The 20,421-nt window shown below is 57.0% G+C and carries 18 protein-coding genes; 6 read left to right on the top strand and 12 right to left on the bottom strand.

Annotated elements, in window-relative coordinates:
- Positions 1–65 precede the first annotated feature (65 nt).
- The 7 genes from Q0775_RS08960 to Q0775_RS08930 all read right to left on the bottom strand — a co-directional run bounded on the left by Q0775_RS08960 (position 66) and on the right by Q0775_RS08930 (position 8,608).
- Positions 66–2,510, bottom strand: a complete 2,445-nt coding sequence (locus tag Q0775_RS08960) for an FAD-dependent oxidoreductase (protein ID WP_298859423.1) — start codon at positions 2,508–2,510, stop codon at positions 66–68.
- 12 nt (positions 2,511–2,522) lie between these two features.
- Positions 2,523–3,425 carry a homocysteine S-methyltransferase family protein gene (locus tag Q0775_RS08955; RefSeq protein WP_298859421.1) on the bottom strand — a complete coding sequence of 301 codons (903 nt, stop codon included), beginning with the start codon at positions 3,423–3,425 and terminating at the stop codon, positions 2,523–2,525.
- Positions 3,422–5,869 carry an FAD-dependent oxidoreductase gene (locus Q0775_RS08950; protein WP_298859419.1) on the bottom strand — a complete coding sequence of 816 codons (2,448 nt, stop codon included), beginning with the start codon at positions 5,867–5,869 and terminating at the stop codon, positions 3,422–3,424. The genes Q0775_RS08955 and Q0775_RS08950 overlap by 4 nt, the downstream gene beginning before the upstream one ends.
- On the bottom strand, positions 5,866–6,246 hold the full coding sequence (locus tag Q0775_RS08945; protein WP_298859416.1) for a GFA family protein: 381 nt from the start codon (positions 6,244–6,246) through the stop codon (positions 5,866–5,868). The genes Q0775_RS08950 and Q0775_RS08945 overlap by 4 nt, the downstream gene beginning before the upstream one ends.
- An 11-nt stretch (positions 6,247–6,257) precedes the next feature.
- Positions 6,258–6,830 (bottom strand): XRE family transcriptional regulator, encoded by a 573-nt coding sequence (locus Q0775_RS08940; RefSeq protein WP_298859414.1) that lies wholly within the window; start codon positions 6,828–6,830, stop codon positions 6,258–6,260.
- A gap of 97 nt (positions 6,831–6,927) precedes the next feature.
- A complete protein-coding gene (locus tag Q0775_RS08935) occupies positions 6,928–7,386 on the bottom strand; it encodes a GAF domain-containing protein (RefSeq protein WP_298859412.1) in 459 nt (152 codons plus the stop codon).
- A gap of 49 nt (positions 7,387–7,435) precedes the next feature.
- Positions 7,436–8,608 carry an acetyl-CoA C-acyltransferase gene (locus tag Q0775_RS08930; RefSeq protein WP_298859410.1) on the bottom strand — a complete coding sequence of 391 codons (1,173 nt, stop codon included), beginning with the start codon at positions 8,606–8,608 and terminating at the stop codon, positions 7,436–7,438.
- Between the two features lie 87 nt (positions 8,609–8,695).
- On the opposite strand from Q0775_RS08930, the gene Q0775_RS08925 reads away from it, so the two are divergent.
- The 3 genes from Q0775_RS08925 (at position 8,696) to Q0775_RS08915 (ending at position 11,336) form a co-directional block, all read left to right on the top strand.
- On the top strand, positions 8,696–9,034 hold the full coding sequence (locus Q0775_RS08925) for an STAS domain-containing protein (protein ID WP_298859408.1): 339 nt from the start codon (positions 8,696–8,698) through the stop codon (positions 9,032–9,034).
- Between the two features lie 24 nt (positions 9,035–9,058).
- Positions 9,059–9,496, top strand: coding sequence for an ATP-binding protein (locus Q0775_RS08920; protein ID WP_298859406.1), 438 nt, complete (start codon positions 9,059–9,061; stop codon positions 9,494–9,496).
- A gap of 262 nt (positions 9,497–9,758) precedes the next feature.
- Positions 9,759–11,336, top strand: coding sequence for a gamma-glutamyltransferase family protein (locus Q0775_RS08915; RefSeq protein ID WP_298859404.1), 1,578 nt, complete (start codon positions 9,759–9,761; stop codon positions 11,334–11,336).
- A gap of 46 nt (positions 11,337–11,382) precedes the next feature.
- On the opposite strand, the gene hspQ is transcribed toward Q0775_RS08915, so the two are convergent.
- A complete protein-coding gene (hspQ, locus tag Q0775_RS08910; protein ID WP_025064227.1) occupies positions 11,383–11,709 on the bottom strand; it encodes a heat shock protein HspQ in 327 nt (108 codons plus the stop codon).
- Between the two features lie 84 nt (positions 11,710–11,793).
- Here hspQ and Q0775_RS08905 point away from each other — a divergent pair, with 84 nt between their 5' ends.
- Positions 11,794–12,675 (top strand): AEC family transporter, encoded by an 882-nt coding sequence (locus Q0775_RS08905; RefSeq protein ID WP_298859396.1) that lies wholly within the window; start codon positions 11,794–11,796, stop codon positions 12,673–12,675.
- Positions 12,676–12,749: 74 nt separating this feature from the next.
- Entirely contained in the window at positions 12,750–13,334 is a 585-nt protein-coding gene (locus tag Q0775_RS08900; protein WP_298859394.1) for a lytic transglycosylase, read from the top strand.
- Between the two features lie 43 nt (positions 13,335–13,377).
- Here Q0775_RS08900 and Q0775_RS08895 read toward each other — a convergent pair whose 3' ends face one another.
- A complete protein-coding gene (locus Q0775_RS08895) occupies positions 13,378–13,977 on the bottom strand; it encodes an outer membrane lipoprotein carrier protein LolA (protein WP_298859390.1) in 600 nt (199 codons plus the stop codon).
- Positions 13,978–14,146: 169 nt separating this feature from the next.
- Between Q0775_RS08895 and dps the strand changes: the two genes are divergently transcribed.
- The gene (dps, locus tag Q0775_RS08890) at positions 14,147–14,626 is read left to right on the top strand and encodes a DNA starvation/stationary phase protection protein Dps (RefSeq protein WP_298859388.1); all 480 of its coding nucleotides are present in this window, start codon (positions 14,147–14,149) and stop codon (positions 14,624–14,626) included.
- A 72-nt stretch (positions 14,627–14,698) separates the two neighbouring features.
- Here the strand turns inward: dps and Q0775_RS08885 are convergent, their stop codons facing one another.
- The 3 genes from Q0775_RS08885 to Q0775_RS08875 form a co-directional block, all read right to left on the bottom strand.
- Positions 14,699–17,746, bottom strand: coding sequence for a DNA translocase FtsK (locus Q0775_RS08885; protein ID WP_298859386.1), 3,048 nt, complete (start codon positions 17,744–17,746; stop codon positions 14,699–14,701).
- Positions 17,747–17,759: 13 nt separating this feature from the next.
- Entirely contained in the window at positions 17,760–18,947 is a 1,188-nt protein-coding gene (locus tag Q0775_RS08880; protein WP_298859384.1) for an aminotransferase class I/II-fold pyridoxal phosphate-dependent enzyme, read from the bottom strand.
- A 117-nt stretch (positions 18,948–19,064) separates the two neighbouring features.
- Positions 19,065–20,393 carry an amidase family protein gene (locus Q0775_RS08875; protein WP_298859382.1) on the bottom strand — a complete coding sequence of 443 codons (1,329 nt, stop codon included), beginning with the start codon at positions 20,391–20,393 and terminating at the stop codon, positions 19,065–19,067.
- Positions 20,394–20,421 lie beyond the last annotated feature (28 nt).

The raw sequence follows: 20,421 nt of genomic DNA, 5'->3' as shown, positions 1-20,421 counted from the left end.
TCAGTCTCCTTGCCCCACAGCGTTAGGGCAAGGAAGGGGGCAAGGGAAAGCCCTCAATTGTACCGCTACACTTTCACACGCGCAGAGGTGGGATCATACATCGGCTTGAGCGAAGCCTCGGCGCGCACCCGCGTCCCCATCACGTCAATCTCATAAGTCGAGGCCAGCACATCGGCCGGCTTTTCGCCCTTACACGGCACATAGCCAAGGCCCATCGCGCCGCCCAGATGATGCCCGTAAGAGCCAGAGCTGAGGTATCCCACAATCTCGCCGTCCCGCAGCACAGGCTCATTGTGATACAAGAGCGGCTCGGGGTCCGTCAGCTTGAACTGCACCATCCGCATGTCCAGCCCCGCTTCCTTCTTCTCCAGCACAGCCTCACGCCCAATAAAATCAGGTTTGGTGGTCTTCACCGCAAAGCCAAGCCCCGCCTCAAGCACGTGATCCTCGCTTGTGATGTCATGGCCAAAGTGGCGGAAGCCCTTCTCGATCCGGCAACTGTCCATCATATGCATCCCGCACAACTTAAGGTCAAAATCCTGCCCCGCTTGCGCCAGCGTCTCGAATACATGGGCGGACTGATCCGCACTCACATAAACCTCCCAACCCAGCTCGCCCACGTATGTCACGCGGTGCACACGGGCCAAACCCATCCCGATCTCGATCTCCTGCGCCGTGCCAAAAGGGTTCACATCATTGCTGAAATCATTGGGGCTTACGGCTTGCAACAACGCACGCGCTTGCGGCCCCATCACGGCTAGCACCCCTTCGCCTGCGGTCACATCGGTAATAACCACGTTGAAATCACCTTGATTGCGCCGCAGCCACGTCTCATCCGCCAGACGCGTCGCCGCAGGTGTCACCACCAGATACGCCGTCTCAGACATCCGCGTAACAGTCACATCCGCCTCAATCCCACCACGCTGGTTGAGGAATTGGGTATAGACAATCTTGCCGTTCGGGACGGAATAATCACCACCACCAACATAGTTCATAAATGCCTCGGCATCGCGCCCCTCGACACGGATTTTGCCGAAGGACGACATGTCATACATGCCGACATTCTCGCGCACGGCCTTATGCTCGGCGGCGACGTTTTCGAAAAAATTCTGCCGCTGCCACGAGTATCTATATTCCCGTTCCTGTCCTTCGTTCGCGAACCAGTTGGCGCGCTCCCAGCCTGCGATCTCGCCCATGACCGCACCGCGTCCCAGCAGATGCTGGTGGAATGGCGTGCGCCGCACACCGCGTGCCGTGGCCTTTTGGCGGAAGGGGAAGTGATCCGCGTAAAGCAGTCCCAGCGTCTCCTTAGACCGCTCAAACAGATAGGTCTTGTTGCCCTGAAACGGCTGCATGCGGCTAATATCCACATCGCCAAGGTCGAACGGCTTTTGCCCCTCGTCCATCCATTGCGCCAGCGCCATACCCGCACCGCCCGCAGACTGGATACCAATAGAGTTGAAGCCCGCCGCGACCCAGACATTGTCCATCTCGGGCGCAAGCCCAAGATGGTAAGCATCGTCAGGCGTAAAGCTTTCAGGCCCGTTAAAGAACGTATGGATACCCGCCTCCGCCAGCATCGGCATACGGTTCACCGCATGTTCCAAAATCGGCTCAAAGTGGTCGAAATCCTCTGGCAACTGATCAAACTCGAAATCCGCTGGGATGCCATCCATCGCCCAAGGCTTTGCATTCGGCTCGAACGCGCCCAGCAGCATTTTGCCCGCATCTTCTTTGTAATACGCACACTCATCTGGCACCCGCAGCACGGGCATTTGGGTCAGCCCCGCAATCGGCTCGGACACGATATAGAAATGCTCGCACGCATGTAGCGGCACGTTTGTCCCGGTCATCTTGCCCACCGCATGGCCCCACATGCCCGCACAGTTCACGACCATATCCGCCGCGATATGCCCCGTCTCTTCGCCCTGCTGCCAGTCAACGCCAGTAATTCGACGCCCCTCGCGCTTAACACCCGTCACCGCCGTCCGCTCGATCACGCGTGCACCGCGCTGCCGCGCACCTTTCGCCAGCGCCAGTGCGATGTTCGCAGGATCACCCTGTCCGTCCTTGTCCAGATACACGCCGCCCGTCACACCCTCGATGTTCAGATGCGAATAGCGCTCCTTGACCTCGGCAGGCGAAATCTCTTCCACATCCACACCGAACGCCCGCGCCATGGCCGCCTGACGGAAAATCTCCTCGCGGCGTTCCTCGGTCAGCGCCACAGTGATCGACCCACAGCGTTTGAAGCCTGTCGCAACACCCGTCTCGGCCTCAAGGTTGCCGTAAAGCTCTTGGGAATACTTCGCCAGCTTCGTCATATTCGCCGTCGCGCGTAGCTGCGCAATCAGGCCTGCTGCATGCCAAGTTGTCCCCGAGGTGAGCTGCTTACGCTCCAACAGCACCACGTCTTTCCACCCCAATTTCGTAAGGTGATATGCGACCGAGCAGCCAATAACACCGCCCCCGATAATAACAACGCGTGCATGTGCAGGAACGTCAGCCATGGAAGACCCTTCTTAAACGATGGTGTGGCCCGCATCGCGCAAGCGACGGGCAATTTCAGCAATATGATCTGGACCAACTTCACAGCAGCCACCCACAATCGTGGCCCCCGCACCGACCCAATTCATGACATGGTCCGCATATGTGTCAGGCGTCAGATCGGTTCGCGCACTCAGCGCATCGACCGTTGGCGCGTCTTTCTTGAAGTCGTCGGTAATCATCGTGAACCCGTTGGCATAGCCGCCAAACGGCAGCCCGCAATCGGTCAGCATCGGCAGGCCCTGCGTGATCGCCTCTGGCATAGAACAGTTCAGCAATACGGCAGCGGGTTTGTAGTGGTTGAGCATCTCCGTCACTACAAACAACGGCTCGCCTGAGCGCAGTTTCGTGCCGTCCTGATCATCGACAGAAAACGCCATCCAGAGTGGCTTATCCGTGCCAGACGCCTCATACCCCTGAAAAATCCCCTCCGCCTCCTGAAGCGAGCAGACAGTTTCCGCCAGCAGAAAATCAATGCGGTCCCCCAACAGGAGGATGTGCTGGGCAAACTGATCCTTCGCCACCCCCACATCAGGTTGCAGATCAGGGCGATACGTCGCGAGCAGCGGCCCCATCGCCCCCGCCACACGCCCAGCGCCATGCGCATCACGCGCAGCCACGGCCTGTGTCACGCCAATATCCATCAGTTCGCCCTGCTTGTTCGCAATCCCCGCCCGCTCCAAACGGTTCAGGTGAACAGCATAGGTATTGGAGGTCGCCACCGACGCCCCCGCGGCAAAATAATCGTCATGCACGCCGCGCACCAATTCAGGCTTTTCCATCATCACACTGGTCGACCACAGGTTGGTCGGCGGGCCATTGTCCCGTTTCACCAGTTCTTGCCCGATAGAGCCGTCCAGAAGGGTGATGTTTGTCATGCGCGTAATCTTTCATTTTCGGGATCCCAGAGTGGGCGGTCCGCTTGTACAATTGCCTTGCACATACGCCCGAAAATGTTGACTTCCAACTCGGTTCCTTCCACCGCAAGATCAGCGCGGATCGTGCCCAGCGCGATGCTTGCGTCTACGCGGTAGCCCCAGTCGCCGCTGGTCGTCTCACCCACAACTTTTCCATCATGATAGACCGTCGACATATAGGGCGCGTCCTGATCCCCCGCCTCGACAATCATGGTCACAAACCGCTTCTTTACGCCCTCGGCTTTCTGCGCAATCAGCGCCGCCTTACCCGTGTAATCTTGCGATTTATCGAGCTTGACCCAACGCTCCAGTCCCGCTTCCAACAAAGTGTAATCAGTCGACAAATCACCCTTCCACGCGCGGTACCCCTTCTCGATCCGCATCGAGTTCAGCGCATACATACCAAATGGCTTAGCACCAGCAGACAATACGGCAGCGTATAGTACAGGCATATCCGCCATCGCCGCATGGATTTCCCAACCCAACTCTCCAGCAAAGGAAACACGTGCCAAAGCGCAGTCGATGCCAGCGACTTTTGCGGGCTGAATCGACAGCCACGACGCCGCAAGATCAGCCTCCGTCCCAATCGCCTCAAACAGCTCCCGTGATTTCGGACCACTCACAATCAGCGTCGAATATTCGGTGGTATGGTCGGTCAGGCTCAGCCCCTCAGGCAGCCCGTTGTTCAGCACGTCAAAGTCATGCCATTGTGCCGTTGCCGCCGTGATCAACGTGAACTGATCCTCAGCGTGCCGCATGATAGACATCTCTGTCAAAATCCGTCCGCGACTGTCCGCGAAATAAGCAAGGTTCATGCGGCCAACCTTGGGCAACCCGCCCGTGATCCGCCCGCGCAAATACTCCGCCGCACCTGCGCCCGACAGGTTAAACCGCGAGAAACCGGGCAGGTCCAAGACGCCCACATTGTCACGCACCGCCTCGACTTCTTCTTTAATACGCACGGCCCAAGGCCCCGCACGGTCCCACGTCTGGGTGCTCTCCTCGGACACATCATCGCTTGGCTGCGCAAACCAGTTGGCGCGCTCCCAACCGTTGTAAGCGCCCATCTGGCCGCCTGCCGCCAACACTTCATCATGCACAGGCGACAGCTTCTTATCGCGCCCTGCTGGCCACTCATGATGCGGGAAATGCATCGCGTATTCATGGCCATAAGTCTCAAGCGCCTTGGCCAGACAATGATCGTGATCGGTATAATCGGTATAGCGGCGCGGATCAGTGGCCCACATGTCCAGCTCCGTCTCGCCGTGCATGATCCATTCCGACAGCACCTTACCCGCACCGCCCCCTTGCGCGATGCCAAAGGTGAACGAGTGCCCCTCATAGGCGTTCGGAACCCCCGGCATCGGGCCAATCATCGGCAGCCCATCAGGCGCGTATGGAATAGGCCCGTTGATATTGCGCCCCACGCCAGCCGTCCCAAGGATCGGCACACGCGCCATGGCATCCTCGATATAAAACTCCAAACGGTCCAGATCGTCGGGATAAAGCTGAAAGGAGAAATCCTCCGGCATCGGGTCCTCGGGCGTGACCCACGCCGCCTGACAATTCCGCTCATACGGTCCAAGGTTCAGGCCGTTCTTATCCTGCCGCAGATAGTAGGAGATATCGACGTCGCGGATCATCGGCATCTTATGCCCCTTCTCCTTCGTCCACGCCTCCAGCTCTGCAATCGGCTCGGTCAGGAAATACTGGTGTGACATGGTCACCATCGGCACCGTGCGTCCGCCAAACGGCTTGAACATCTCACCCACTCGCTGCGCGTAATAACCCGCGCAGTTGACGACTTTCTCACAGCGGATATCGCCTTTCTCGGTCTTTACGATCCACTCATCGCCGTCACGCTCAATCCCCACAACAGGCGCAAACCGCTCAATCCGTCCGCCTGCCTCCCGCGCACCCTTGGCCAAAGCTTGCGTCAGCTGTGCGGGATCAATGTCACCGTCCAACGGGTCCCACATACCCCCCTCAAGGTCGTGCACCTCCATGAACGGATTGTACTCTTTCAACTCGGCAGGCGTCAGCATCCCCATTTCAAGACCCTGATACGCACCCATAGAGGCTACCCGTTCAAACTCCATCATCCGCTCTTTGCTATGCGCCAGACGTAAGGAACCCGTAACGTGGTAGTTCATCGGATAATCAACATCCTCACCCAAAGTGCGGTACATCTCCAATCCATATCGCTGCATGTTCATCACAGCCCACGAGCTAGAGAAGTTCGGACAGTTCCCCGCCGCATGCCACGTCGACCCTGCGGTCAATTCGTTCTTCTCTACCAGAACACAATCACTCCAACCCGCCTTGGCCAGATGGTACAGCGTAGATGTGCCGACAACGCCGCCGCCGATGATGACCACACGGGCCGTGGTTGGAAAATCGTTCATGTCTCTTGCTCCTCTTGGGGGATGGTGTCCGCAATGTCGTAATAATCGCCTTTATCGGCGGTAAAAATGTGGCGCTCCAGCCGCAGACCCGTTGGCCCGTCCACCGCGCCAAGGCTGACGCCAGTGTCAGGATCATCTTCACCCTTCCAAAACAGGAAGGACCCGCAAGTCGGGCAAAACCCGCGCTTCGCACTTTCACTGGATGCAAACCATGTCGGGTTGCCCGTAATCGTTAAATCTGCATCCATCACTTGCACGGATGCCCAGTGATGCCCTGATTGCTTGCGGCATTGCGTGCAGTGACAGGCCGCAGGATCACGCGCAGCACCCTTGGCCGTAAAAGTAACTGCCCCGCATAAACATGAACCATTCAACACAGCGAACCCTCTCAATACACAGGCGGGGCGATGACCCAGATCGCCACCACGGGATCAGGGGTGCGATTGGCCCAGCGAAACGGCTCCCCCCGCACACGAAAACTATCGCCTGCATTCAGGGTATGAACCTTCCCAGCAATCTCCATCTCGAGCGTGCCGGAAATGACATAGCCGACCTCTTGCGTCGGCCGCTGCACAGCGTGCTTGATGCGGCTGTGGGGGGCGAATGTGGAATGCACCATCTCGAAATCATCAGTGAGGTCGGGGGAGAGTAGCTCTTCAACCAGTCCCGCCACGCTCGACCCGATCGGCCGCCGCGTGCCACTGCGCACCACATATCCCGCCTCATCCGCAGGGGCCGCCGCATGGCGAAAGAGGATCGACACAGGCACATCGAATTGCGCCGCAATCAACCGCAAGTCTGTGATTGACGGTTCTGATTTGTCCCGTTCCACCTGACTGAGCCAACCCACCGAACGCCCCAACGCCTGCGCCATCTGCGCAAGCGTAATGCCACGCGCACGGCGCAGCGCACGCAAATCAGCGCCAAGCGTCAAATGGGTGTCAGGCAGATCGTGGCGCATGGAACCTCTAGCAAAAAGGACTGTTCAGACCCCGCGCTCCACTCCCAAACGCGGGTCCTGACAAAACCCTGTCAGAGGTCCGTGAAAAAATCTAGTATTATTTCACGGCGGCAAATGTCGTTTTTAGGATACCTGCCAGCGCGTCTGCATCCGCTTGGGTAAAGGCGTTTAACTGGTCGCTATCCAGATCAAACACTCCCAACAGCTGCCCTTGCCCCCCAAACACAGGCAACACCAATTCCGACCGCGTAGAGCTGGCACAAGCGATATGCCCTTCAAAGGCCTCCACATCCGGCACCAACTGAGCTTCACCCGTCCGTGCCGCAGCACCGCAAACACCGCGGTTGAACGGGATCACCAAACACCCATGCCCGCCCTGATACGGCCCGATCTTGAGCATTTGTGGCCCCGTCACGCGGTAAAACCCCGTCCAGTCAAAACGATCATCGCTGTGGTACACTTCGCAGGCCACAGTCGCCATGAGCGCTACGGCATCGGTTTCACCCTCAGTCAGAGCAGCGATGGTTTTGGCGAGGTGGTCATAGTCGATAGGCATGGGCTTGGGTGCTTCTGTTTGAGTTGAGTTTATGGCAAAATGACAAGGATCAGGCGCGCTCAATCGCGATAGCAGTGCCTTCGCCGCCACCGATACAGATGGCCGCAATACCGCGTTTCAGGCCACGTTTCTCCAATGCGTTGAGGAGTGTCACCATGATTCGCGCACCCGATGCGCCAATCGGATGGCCCAACGCACAGGCACCACCGTTTACGTTCACCTTTTCGTGGTCGATTCCCATCTCATGCATAAAGGCGAGCGGCACCACAGCAAAAGCCTCGTTCACTTCCCAAAGGTCCACGTCATCCTTGCTCCAGCCGATCTGCTTGAGCAGTTTTTGCGCGGCAGGCACGGGGGCAGTGGTGAATAGCCCTGGCGCTTGGGCATGGCTGGCATGGCCCACTATGTGAGCGCGAATGGTGAGGCCTTGGGCCCTAGCAGCCTCCTCAGAGGCGAGGATAAGCGCCGCCGCGCCATCGGAGATCGAAGAAGAATTCGCCGCTGTCACAGTGCCTCCTTCACGGAACGCAGGCTTGAGTTGTGGGATTTTGTCAGGCCGCGCGCTCTTGGGCTGCTCGTCGGCATCCACTATCACACTCCCCTTGCGGGATTTCACGTCAACCGCTGCAATTTCGTCGGCAAAAGCACCGCTCTCCTGTGCCTCCAACGCACGGCTCAGCGAGGCCAGCGCATAGTCGTCCTGTACCTGACGCGTGAACTGAAACGTTTCCGCACAATCCTCTGCAAATGTCCCCATCAAGCGCCCCTTGTCATAGGCATCCTCCAACCCGTCGAGGAACATATGATCGACCACAGCCGCATGGCCCAACCGCGCCCCGCCGCGCATCTTGGGCAGCACATAGGGCGCGTTCGTCATGCTTTCCATCCCGCCTGCAACCATCACTGCCGTATGCCCAAGGGCGATCTGGTCAAATCCGATCATCGCCGCTTTCATGCCAGAGCCGCACATCTTATTGAGCGTGGTCGCCGGTACTTCCTCACCCAATCCAGCGGCAAACCCCGCCTGACGCGCGGGCGCTTGCCCCTGACCTGCGGGCAGAACACAACCCATCAGCACCTCTTCCACAACAGCTGGGCCTGCACCGCTCAGTGCTGCACGGATAGCTGCTCCGCCCAATTCCGCCGCTGTCATCTCCGAAAACGCACCCTGAAATCCGCCCATCGGCGTGCGCGCAGCGCCTACAATAACCACTTTGTGCATTTCCGCTCTCCCAATTTGATGTGCTTACAACTTCTTAGCCATTTGGCTTTAGGAGAGGAGAGCACGTAATCCTTACAGGAATATATCATGGAACTTACCAGCTCAACAGAACACGGCCTCCAGATTGTGACCGTACAGGAACCGCGCATTGATGCCGCCGTGGCTTTGGCCTTCAAGGACCGCATGCGTGACACAACCGAAGGGGGCATTGATACCGTTGTTCTTGATCTCAACCACGTTCAGTTCATCGATTCGAGCGGCCTTGGCGCGATTGTAGCAGCTATGAAAAACCTCGCCCCTGATCGCAAACTGATTCTTGCTGGATTGACGCCAACAGTGGATAAAGTATTTCGCCTCACACGGATGGATTCGGTATTTGGCGTTTTTCCCACGGTTGAGGCCGCCCTGACAAAGCTGCGTGCATGATTACACGGGACAGGAGCCACCACTTTGCCTGAACTTCTCCCCTTTGCCGTGTCCCTGAAGGGGACCGAGAATGCCGTGCGGGACGGGCTTGCCCAAGCGATGGCATGTCTTGCGCCATTGCATCTCAACACGGACGACGCTGGCACTGTCGAACTTGTCCTGGCAGAGGCGCTCAACAACGTGGTGGAGCATGCCCTTGCGAGCACACCTGAACTCACCGCAATTGAGATTCGGGGCAGCCACGGCGCGGATGGCTTACACATCACGGTAATAGACTGTGGTGCGCCAATGCCAGACGGGACAGCACCCCTTGCAAAAACACCCAACCTTGATGTCGAAACGCACGATATGCCCGAGGGCGGATTCGGATGGTACTTGATCCACACGCTTGCAACCGACGTGAAATACTCCCGTGTTGGTGCCGCCAATCATCTTAGCTTGCAACTCCCTGTTGGTGTCTAAACTAAAATGCAATCAAATACGCATTTCCTCAAACATGCCCCACACTGATCACATTTCCGCCACGCTTCACCGTCATACCATTCCTTGTAGCTGCATATAGCTTCCTCCGGCGTCGCGTTTTATTGCCCCCACCCAGTACGCGGCGCCGGAGCACTAACCTCCCCCTCATCAGCAATCCTAATTCGCTTTGGCATTCGCATTGGCAGCCCCGCCAATCCGCATTAGGTTCACGACAGTTCTTTGATTGAGTGAGGCTCCCCTGATGCGTGATTTCCAATTTCCTGGTCGTTCCCCTGTTCTGGCAACGGGTGGCATGTGCGCCACCTCACACCCTCTGGGCGCAAAAGCCGCCATTGACGTGCTGGAGCGCGGCGGCAACGCCATGGATGCCGCAATCGCGGGTGCTGTACTGTTAGGCATTTGTGAGCCACAGATGACAGGGATCGGCGGCGATTGCTTTGTGCTCTGGTCCGAGGGCGGCAGCGACGAAGTTCACGCCCTCAACGGCTCGGGCCGCGCCCCTGCCGCACTAGATGCGGCACTGCTGCGCGATGCGGGCGAAAAAACTGTCCCGCTCCACTCTGCCCATGCCGTCACCATCCCCGCCGCGATGGATGCCTTTTGCTATCTCTCCGACAAAGTTGGCAAACTCGGCCTTGATGCGATCCTCGCCCCCGCGATCCGCTATGCGGATGAGGGCGTCGTCGTCGCCCCGCGCGTATCTTTCGATTGGGGCAATGACGCAGATACCCTCCAAGGGTCCGCCCGCGACAAATACCTCATGGGCGGCAAAGCTCCCAAAGCGGGCGATATCTTCCGTGCGCCCGGACAGGCCGAAGTACTCCGCCGCGTTGCAAAAGATGGCCGCGATGCCTTCTACACTGGCGAAGTGGCCGAAGACATGTTGGCCGCGCTCAATGCCATGGGCGGCATGCACACCGCTGAAGATTTTGCCGCAGTTGCTTGCACCCCCACCACACCCATCTCCGGCACCTACAAAGACCTCGAAGTGGTTGAGCATCCGCCCAACGGGCAAGGGGCAACAGCCCTGTTGATGCTCAACATCCTGTCACAGTTCGACATGGCAGGCATGGACCCGCTCGGCGCACAGCGCGTCCACATTGAGGCGGAGGCGACCAAACTGGCCTATGACGCCCGCAACCGTTTCCTCGCCGATATCGATTATGCGACCCGCGCCGATTACATGCTTGAGATGGACACGGCCAAGAGCCTCGCCGCGCTCATCGACCCGAGCAAAGCAATGCAAAGTACGGCGGCAATTTCAGAGGCCGTCCACAAAGACACGATCTATATCACCGTCGTCGACGGCAACGGCATGTCCGTCTCGTTGATCTATTCGATCTTCCACGGCTTCGGCTCTGGCATTGCGTCCGATAAATTCGGGCTGCTGATGCAAAACCGCGGCGCAGGTTTCACGCTGGAAGAAGGCCACCCGAACGAGCTTAAAGGCGGCAAGCGTCCGATGCACACCATCATCCCCGGCATGATCCGTCAGGGGGGCCGTGTGATTATGCCCTTCGGTGTAATGGGCGGTGCGTACCAATGTTGCGGCCACGCGCGCTTCGCCTCCAACCTAACCGATTTCGGGATGGACCCACAGGCCGCAATCGATGCGCCCCGCGCCTTCACCGACAACGGCACCCTCAATGTCGAGCGTGGGTATTCGGATGCGATCCGCGCCGAGCTGTCAGAGATGGGTCACACTGTCGCGATCCCCAGAACAGCAATTGGCGGTGCACAGGCGATCAAGATCCACGAAAGCGGCGTTCTGGAAGGCGCGTCTGATCCACGCAAAGATGGCTGCGCGCTAGGATACTAAGGGCGCCAACACGGTGCACGGGGGGTGCACGCATTGCACCCCCCGCTTAGTTCAATTGGAAATGCAGCGGATATGTGCCGTTCTCGAACGGGCCGAACAGGTCAGGAATATCAGGATGATCGACCGGCTCCCCGCTGTAATCCGCAACGAGGTTTTGCTCCGACACATAGGCCACATAGTAGCTTTGATCGTTCTCGGCGAGCAGGTGATAAAACGGCTGTCCCTTGATCGGGCGGCTCTCCTCGGGAATCGACTCATACCATTCTTCGGTATTTGCAAACTCTGGGTCCACGTCAAAAATCACCCCGCGAAAGGGGTGTTTTTTATGACGGACCACTTGTCCCAGGTGATATTTCGCGCGCGTTCTAATCATTGCAATGCGCTCCCTACTCTTGGTTCTTACTTGAAACAAGTACATTTTGTCCAACACTTGCCGCTTACTTAAAGGAAACAGTCTGTGAACTTGACACTCACGGTTCTAGAGATCGTCGCCCCTGTTTTCCTGCTCGCTGCGGTAGGATTTACATGGGTGAAACTCGGATATGAATACCGAATTAACTTTGTCACGCAGCTTGCCACAACTCTTGCGGTGCCCTGCCTGATCTTCACGGCATTGATGCAGACAGACATTGATCCCGCAGCCCTTACTGCCCTCTCGCTGGCTTCAGTCGCCGCCTATGGGGGCGTAACAGTGATCGCATGGGGTCTGATCCGCGTGGCCGGCTATGATCGCCGAACCTATGTCGCGCCGATGATTTTCGGCAACACCGGCAATCTGGGCCTACCTTTGGCGCTATTTGCCTTTGGAGGTGAAGGGCTTAGCCATGCTGTCATCGTCTTTTCGATTATGGCGATTTGGGCGTTTACTTTCGGTGTCTGGCTGGTCGCAGGAGCGGGTAGCTTTGGCAAAGTGCTCCGCGAACCGCTGGTCTGGGCCACGCTTTTAGGTGGGCTGTTTTTGTGGCAAGATTGGCAAACACCACTTTTTCTTACCAACACACTGGAGCTGATCGGGCAAATGGCGATTCCGCTCATGCTCATCACACTTGGTGTTGCAGTAGCGCGTCTTACACCAAAAGGAATCGGTCGGGCGGTGGTGCTCTCGGCGCTCAAACTGGCCTTTTGTGTCGGCATCGCATGGCTGGCCGGCTTGGCCTTCGCCTTGGACCGCGTCGCCTTTGGCGTGCTGGTGCTCCAAGTGGCAACTCCCGTCGCCGTAACCTCCTATATGCTAGCCGAAAAATATGGCGCAGATGCTGAGTCGGTCGCAGGTCTGGTCGTGGTGTCGACCCTGATATCTGTCGGCGCATTACCGCTTCTTTTGGCGGCGCTACTGTAGGTTTTTACTGTAAAAACCCAACGTCTTCGGCTATAATCAGTGAAAATAAAATAAACTAAAATTGAGCAGATCACATGAAAACACCTCTCCGCGCCATGATTGTCGTGCTACTGCTGGCAAGCTGTGGCGGCTCCTCCACGACCCCTCCGCGGGATCTGGACAATGCCTGTACGATTCTCAAACAGCGCCCCGATTATCACAAAGCCTTCAAAGCGGCCGAACGTAAATGGGGCGTCCCCGTTCACGTGCAGATGGCAACCATCCATCAGGAAAGCAAGTTCGTCGGCGATGCGCGGACACCGTTCCGTTATGTCCTTGGCGTGATCCCGATGGGTCGCCAATCGAGTGCGTTTGGCTATGGCCAAGCGCTTGATGCGACATGGGACGAATACGTCAAAGCAGAGAACCGCCGCTTTGCCCGCCGCGACGATATCAATGACGCCACCGACTTTATGGGGTGGTATAAGAATATTACCCGCGAGCGTAACGGCGTTGCTCTCGATGACGCGCGCAACCAATATCTGGCGTATCACGAAGGGCATACCGGATACCGCCGTGGCTCCTACAACAGCAAGCCATGGCTGGTACAGGTCGCAGGAAAAGTAGCGACACGGTCGGATATGTACCAACAGCAGATTGCGGCGTGCCGCCTGCGTTAGAGGAAAAGGGTCGCTCCTTTTTTTTGGGAGCGCCCCTTTGTATTTAGCGGTTAACCGTTCCGGGACTGCCTACATCGAACAGTTTGTTAGCAAGGTTTCCACCCTTCTTCAGCTCTCCCAAAATCACTGTTGTCTGGCTGCCGTTGCCATCGTTGATGATCCACTGCCGCAACTCGGGATTAGGGCCTGTAAACTTCATCTGGATGTTACCGTATTGCGGGTTGTCGGGGTCTTGCGCTGTGACCGTCGTCGCAGTGCCATCATAGGAATGACCCGTGACCATCTTGGCCTGCGACAAGTTCACATTACGCGCCAGAATAATCGACAAGGGCGTGCGTGACAGAGGATAGGTCTCTGGCGCCTGATTTGATTTCTTATCGTAAATCACAACTGTGTTGGACCCTGCGATCACCAGCCCTGTATCGGGCGCATTATATTCAAACCGCACACGACCGGGCCGTTTGATGTAAATCGTTCCGGTTGAGATTGTCCCATCCCCATTGATCTGGGTGAAGTCCCCTTGGGCTGTGGTCATCGCATTCAAATAGCTGCTGATACTGCCCAACGGCAGTTTGTCCGCCATGGCCCCCGTTGCGGCAATTGCCAAAGCAGCGGAAAGCGTGATGGTTTTTAAAAATCGCATGGGTCAGTTCCTGTATAATTTCATTGGCGATGCCTATCACATAAGCCACCGCACCTTGATATGCGATATCAAGCGCGTTTTTTGGGCATGACATCGCGCATATTGGAACGATCTGCAACTTTGGAGACTTGTAATACTAACTGAACCAAAGACGAAAAGGAGATATTTCATGCCAGAAGCATTCACATCAGGCCTTGATGATCAAACCCGTCACAAGATGATTGATCTGCTCAACGCGCGGCTTGCCGACCTTGTATCGCTAACCCTTGCGGTGAAGCAGGCGCACTGGAACCTCAAAGGACCCGGCTATATCGGCGTGCATGAACTGCTCGACGATGTAGCTGACCGGTTGCGCGACAGCGCGGATATGATGGCAGAGCGTACCGTGATCTTGGGTGGCCACGCGAAAGGGACGGTGGAAGAGGCCGCAGGCAAAACGATGCTGGATCCTTATCCTGTGGAGATGATAAAAATCGAAGAGCATATCGCAGCGCTCAAAGAGCGTTTCCTCGTCACAGGCAAGCGGGTACGCAACGCCATCGAGGACGCATCCGATGCGGGCGATGCGGATTGTGAGGATTTATTCACCGAAGTGAGCCGCCAACTTGATAAAGATGCTTGGTTTATCGGGTCAAACGCTCCTGTATAAGGCGCGATAAACAATAAAAATGGCCCCCTTCTGAGAAAGGGGGCCATTTTACGAAGGCACCATTAGGGGAGGTTAGCCCTGTTCTGGTACGAGTATCTCACGCTTACCGACATGGTTTGCAGGGGAGACCAGTCCTTGATCCTCCATCTGCTCAACCAAACGGGCGGCCTTGTTATAACCAATCGCAAGTTTGCGTTGGATATATGATGTCGAGCATTTACGGTCTTTGGTCACAATCGCCACGGCAGTATCATAGAGCGCATCTTCACCATCGGTATTGCCACCAGTGTTGAGGCCTAACACTGTATCAATATCGTTCTCTTTGTCCTCAGGCGGCCCTTCGACTACGCCAGATACGTACTCGGGCTCGCCAAATTGCTTGAGATGGTTGACGATCTCTTCAACCTCCTCGTCGCTCACAAACGGACCATGACAGCGAACTACTTTCGATCCTCCCGCCATATAAAGCATGTCACCCATGCCCAACAACTGCTCGGCGCCCATCTCACCCAGAATGGTGCGGCTGTCGATTTTACTGGTCACTTGGAATGAAATCCGTGTGGGGAAGTTCGCCTTGATCGTGCCGGTGATTACATCCACGGAAGGACGCTGTGTCGCCATGATGAGGTGGATACCAGAGGCGCGTGCCATCTGCGCCAGACGCTGAATGCAGGCTTCGATCTCTTTGCCGGCAACCATCATCAAGTCGGCCATCTCGTCTACGATCACGACGATGTAGGGCAGCTTTTCGGGTGTGTTTTCTTCTGTCTCAAAGATCGGCTCGCCAGTATCATCGTCAAAGCCGGTTTGCACAGTGCGCGAGAACATCTCACCTTTAGCCAGCGCTTCTTTCACTCGGCCGTTATACCCTTCGATGTTGCGCACGCCCATTTTGGACATCTTACGATACCGGTCTTCCATCTCGCCCACAGTCCACTTGAGCGCTACAAGCGCCTTCTTGGGATCCGTCACAACGGGCGAAAGCAGATGCGGGATACCGTCATAGACGCTGAGTTCCAGCATCTTGGGGTCGATCATGATCATGCGGCATTCTTCGGGGCTGAGTTTATACAGCAGCGAAAGGATCATGGTGTTAATCGCCACAGATTTACCCGAACCCGTCGTACCCGCGATGAGCAGGTGAGGCATCTTGGCAAGGTTCGCCACCACAGGTTCACCACCGATATCCTTGCCAAGAGCAAGCGGCAGGTTCTGGTTACCATCGCCAAAGTCGCGACTGCTGATTATCTCGCGCAACACGACCTTTTCGCGGTTCTCATTTGGCAATTCGATTCCGATCACGGAGCGGCCTGGCACAGTGGAAACACGTGCCGACAGGGCCGCCATGGAACGGGCGATATCATCAGCAAGGCCAATCACACGGGACGCTTTGAGGCCGGGAGCGGGCTCAAGCTCGTACATAGTGACAACAGGACCGGGTCGAACCGCTACAATTTCACCTTTGACGCCATAGTCATCCAGCACCGACTCCAACATGCGGGCGTTTTCTTCCAACGCTTCGTCACTCAGTTGCAGGCGGGGCGTATCTTCAGCTGATTCCAACAGGCTCAGCGGTGGCAACTCAAAACCAGGATGACTGTCCTCAAACGACAGCGCAGGTTGCGCTTCGGCTTTAGCTTGCTTGCTTTGCGGCACCACCTTGCGTGTCATCGGCATGACAACGCGCTTAGGCTCGGCGACTGGAATTTTAGGGGCTGCGGCTGCGACGGGTGTTGGGGTGTACATTGGCTCTTCTGGTATGGCCTCTTCAACGACCTGCGGCTCGACAAAAATATTCACTTCATCATCGGCGTGAGGTTCCATAAACGCGTCATAGCTCTCCATCGGAGCTGCATCAGCAAAGACGGGTGCGGGAGGTGCAGTCGGGATTGCACGCGCTGTTACAGGCGGTTCGACGGGCGCAACACCCGCTGGTGCAGCTGCATTTGTGACACGCGCAGTCAACGGCGGCTCTGGCCGTGTTGTGTTGAGTAGGAGCGGATCAGGCCCACGGCCCCGCCCACGCGTCAAGGGTGCCGTTGTTGGCGTATGGACGGCGTTTGTTGTGCGCACACGATTCTTGATAATGTCGGAAATCTTGGTTTTGATCCGCTCTTCGCTGGGTGCTTGCTCCAGCACAGGCTGGTGCTGCGTCTCGACCAATTCAGGTTCGGGCATAGCATCTGGGCGTTTGATGAGGCCGGGCATGCGTGCCAGAAGGCTTTGCTTTGCTTCAGGCTCTGGCGCTGCTTCATACTCCGGCTCTGTCGTATACTCAGGCGCATGGCTCGGCGCTGCGCGGCTCGCAATCAGGCGCGGCATACGGGAGGTCGCCGGGACCACTTGCGCCTCAGCTTGTGCATATTCGGCGGCATAGGCATTTGCCTGAGCCTGCTCGGCGCGGCGCTGCTCGCGGCGCTCTGCTTGTTTGGCTTGCAACCCCTGCGCCGCGTTAATTGCACCACCTGCACTGCGGCCAAGGATGTTCATCAAGGTCGCATATACCATGATCGTACCAACCAAAAGGAAACGGGCAAAGCGGGTCAGTTCAACCTTGGTAAAGCCAAGAACAAAAGCACCCAGAGCAAGGATACCAATTCCCATAAGGAACGACATTAGTTTGACTGTAAAGGTAGAGCCAATCGGCAGAACTGTCAGAATGACTCCCATGATCGTATCACCGAACAACCCACCCAAGCCAAAGCTGTGGGTTTGTAGCCATTCAGTGCCAGGGGTCAGAGTCGCGGCATAAATTGCGCCAAGGGCCACAGCAATAGGCGCGAAAATCAGGCGGCCCATGGCGCGGTCTTGACCGCGGTGCAGTGCAAAACGCACCCCCCAGACCAAGAGCACAACAGCCAAGCCCCACGCGCCCCAGCCCACAATCATAAACAGCGGTGCGGCCAATGACGCGCCCATACGACCAAGCCAGTTTTGCGCAGGCGCATCTGTAGCAAGCATCCAGTTCGGATCATCGGGGGTATAGCTACCGATCATCATGGCTGCCATTACACCAAGCACGACCAAAGCGATGCCAAGCAATTCCTTGCCCCGCTTCTCAATCGCTTCTGCTGTGTTGCTGTCGAGCAAAGGCTCGCGCTGTCGTGTTTGATATGCCATTAACTCGTCCCTCTTAAACCGCATAAAGACAGTCACGAATGGCCTGTAGGCCGCGCTCTGTCTCTTCTTTTGGCGCCACTAGGGCTGCTCTTATATATTTTTTGCCGGGGTTCTCGACGCCCGGAACATCTTGGGCAAGGTAGCCGCCGGGCAGCACCTTTACGCCTGTTTCGCACCACAGCTTCACTGCGGCTTCTTCGTCATCCTCAACGGGGAGCCACAGGAAGAACCCTGCTTCGGGGCTTATGTAGCCTGCGACATTGCCAAAGATACGATCCGCAATCTCGAACTTCTCGGCGTACATCGCGCGGCTTTTTATCACGTGGGCCTCGTCGTCCCAAACAGCCGCTGCTGCCTGCTGCAACGGCAAAGGCAAAGGTGCGCCTGCATAGTTTCGCAGCTGCTTGATCTCGCGCATCGTCTCAGGGCCAGAAGCGCAAAAGCCTGAGCGCAGGCCGGGAAGGTTCGAGCGTTTGCTCAAGCTATGGAAAATCACAACACGGTTGAGGTCGCTCTCCATCTCGTGGGCAACCTGCAATGCACCGACAGGCGGTGTGTCACGGTAAATCTCGGAATAACATTCGTCCGCAAAGATAAAGAAGTCATGCTTTTCCGCCAAACGGATCAGCGCTTCCCAATAGTCACGGCTCGCCACAGCACCCTGTGGGTTCGCAGGCGAGCAGATGTAGACGGCAACGGTACGGTCAAGCGTTTCGGCATCAACAGCGTGGAAATCAGGCAAATGACCTGTGGCCTCAGTCGCGTTCACCATAACGGGATCACAAGCGCCCGAAATCGCGCCAATCATATAGACCTGATAAAACGGGTTCGGCATCAGGATCGCAGGCTTCTTGCCGTTTTTCATTTCAGGGCACAAGGCGATGACTGCATTGTACAGCCCTTCGCGCGTGCCGTTGAGCGCCATAACTTGGGTATCGGCATCCACTTGCACACCGTAACGACGATTGACCCAAGCAGCGATAGAGGCACGTAGCGCGGGAGAGCCATCATTGGGCGGATAGCTATTAAAACCAGCAGCATTCTGAACAATAACGTCAGTGACCCAAGCCGGAAACGCATGTTTCGGCTCGCCTATGGTCATCTGGATCAGCGGACCGCCTCCCTCGTGCACATCAAGAAGTGCACGCAGACGGGGCCACGCATGAGCTGGAAGGTTCGAAAACCGCTCAGGAAAATTCATCAAAACTGCCTCGGATCGGGATCGTTGTCGCCCCGTTTGGCCTAAGGTAGCTTAAATCGTCGTCCGTCGTCTAGGAAAATTCCAATGTATATGCACAGCTTGTGGCTTTTTGGCCTCTTAGGCGAGTGCAGCCTCTGCTGCTGCACCCAAGCGCAGGATGGCATTGTCAAAATCGGGCGGCCCCATAAGCATCAAACCGCAGCTCGGCGTGCCTGTCGGCAGAGTAAGTGCGCAGAGGCCCAAAAGGTTGCCGATGCGGGTGTTGCGCAGCGCCAGCAGGTTCTCGGTCACATAATACTCTGGCTCTGCAATCAGGCGTGCAAGGTTCGGCGGCAGAACAGGTGCAGTGGGCGCGAGGATTGCATCATAGCCAGCAGCGGCTTGGTCATACTCCGCCCGCGCGGCATCAAGTTTGGCCCAAGCCGAGACATAGTCAGGGCCTGAATGCTCCGCCCCTAGGCGGAAGCGCCGCAAGATTTCCGCATACATTTTCTCTGGCGCAGCTTCGATAACATCACGCCATAGGCCATAAGCCTCGGATGTGATCAAGGGACCCGATATGTCCAGCGCGTGTTGTACGGCGGGCACTTCGATTGTCTCGATTATTGCGCCCGCAGCTTCCAACCGCTTCACTGCCAGAGCAAATGCCGCTTCGGGTGCATCCCGCACGCCGTCCATCATAACAGTCTCTAAAATCGCAAAACGCCGCCCCTTTAGCGATGCGCCGCGTAGGTCAGGTGCTTTGCTGCCCTCCAATGCAGCCGTAAGCAAAGCAGCATCCTCGACAGAACGACAGAGCGGACCAATGGTGTCGAATTTGAGCGCGAGTGGCACCACTCCTTCCAGCGTCAATCGACCATGGGTGGTCTTCAGCCCTACCAGATCATTCCATGCCGCAGGTATGCGGACAGAACCGCCTGTATCAGACCCGATGCTGGCCGCCGCCAAACCATATGCAACGGACGCGGCAGAGCCTGACGACGACCCTCCCGGAACGGCGTCGACATCATTCACACAAGGCGGTGTTGCGGTTGACGGATTGTGGCCCAGTCCAGAGAAAGCCAATTCGCTCATGTGCACTTTGCCTAGGCAGACAAGTCCAGCGGCAGTTGCGTTTTCAAGTACCACTGCATCACGGTCCGGCACCCGCCCTTCAAGCAGTTTTGTTCCTGCTTCGGTCACGGTACCAGCGGTGTCAAAGAGGTCTTTCCAGCTGATCGGGACACCGTCCAGAAGCGACAAGCGCTGGCCTGACGTCGCACGTGCCGAAGCGGCAGATGCCTCACTGCGCGCACGGTCCGCTGTGACACGGGCATAAATGCGGTCCCGCAACGGGTGCGCTTCAATGGCATGGAGATACGCATCGCAAAGAGCTACTGGATCGATCTCCCCTGCCCCAATTCCACGGCCAAGGTCTGCTGCTGTCATCGTAAGCCAGTCTTGCATGTCACTCTCCCCTATCTGATTGATATGA

The organism is uncultured Sulfitobacter sp. (genome assembly GCF_947499945.1).
Lineage (GTDB): Bacteria > Pseudomonadota > Alphaproteobacteria > Rhodobacterales > Rhodobacteraceae > Sulfitobacter.
This window is presented reverse-complemented; position numbering and strand designations above follow the sequence as displayed.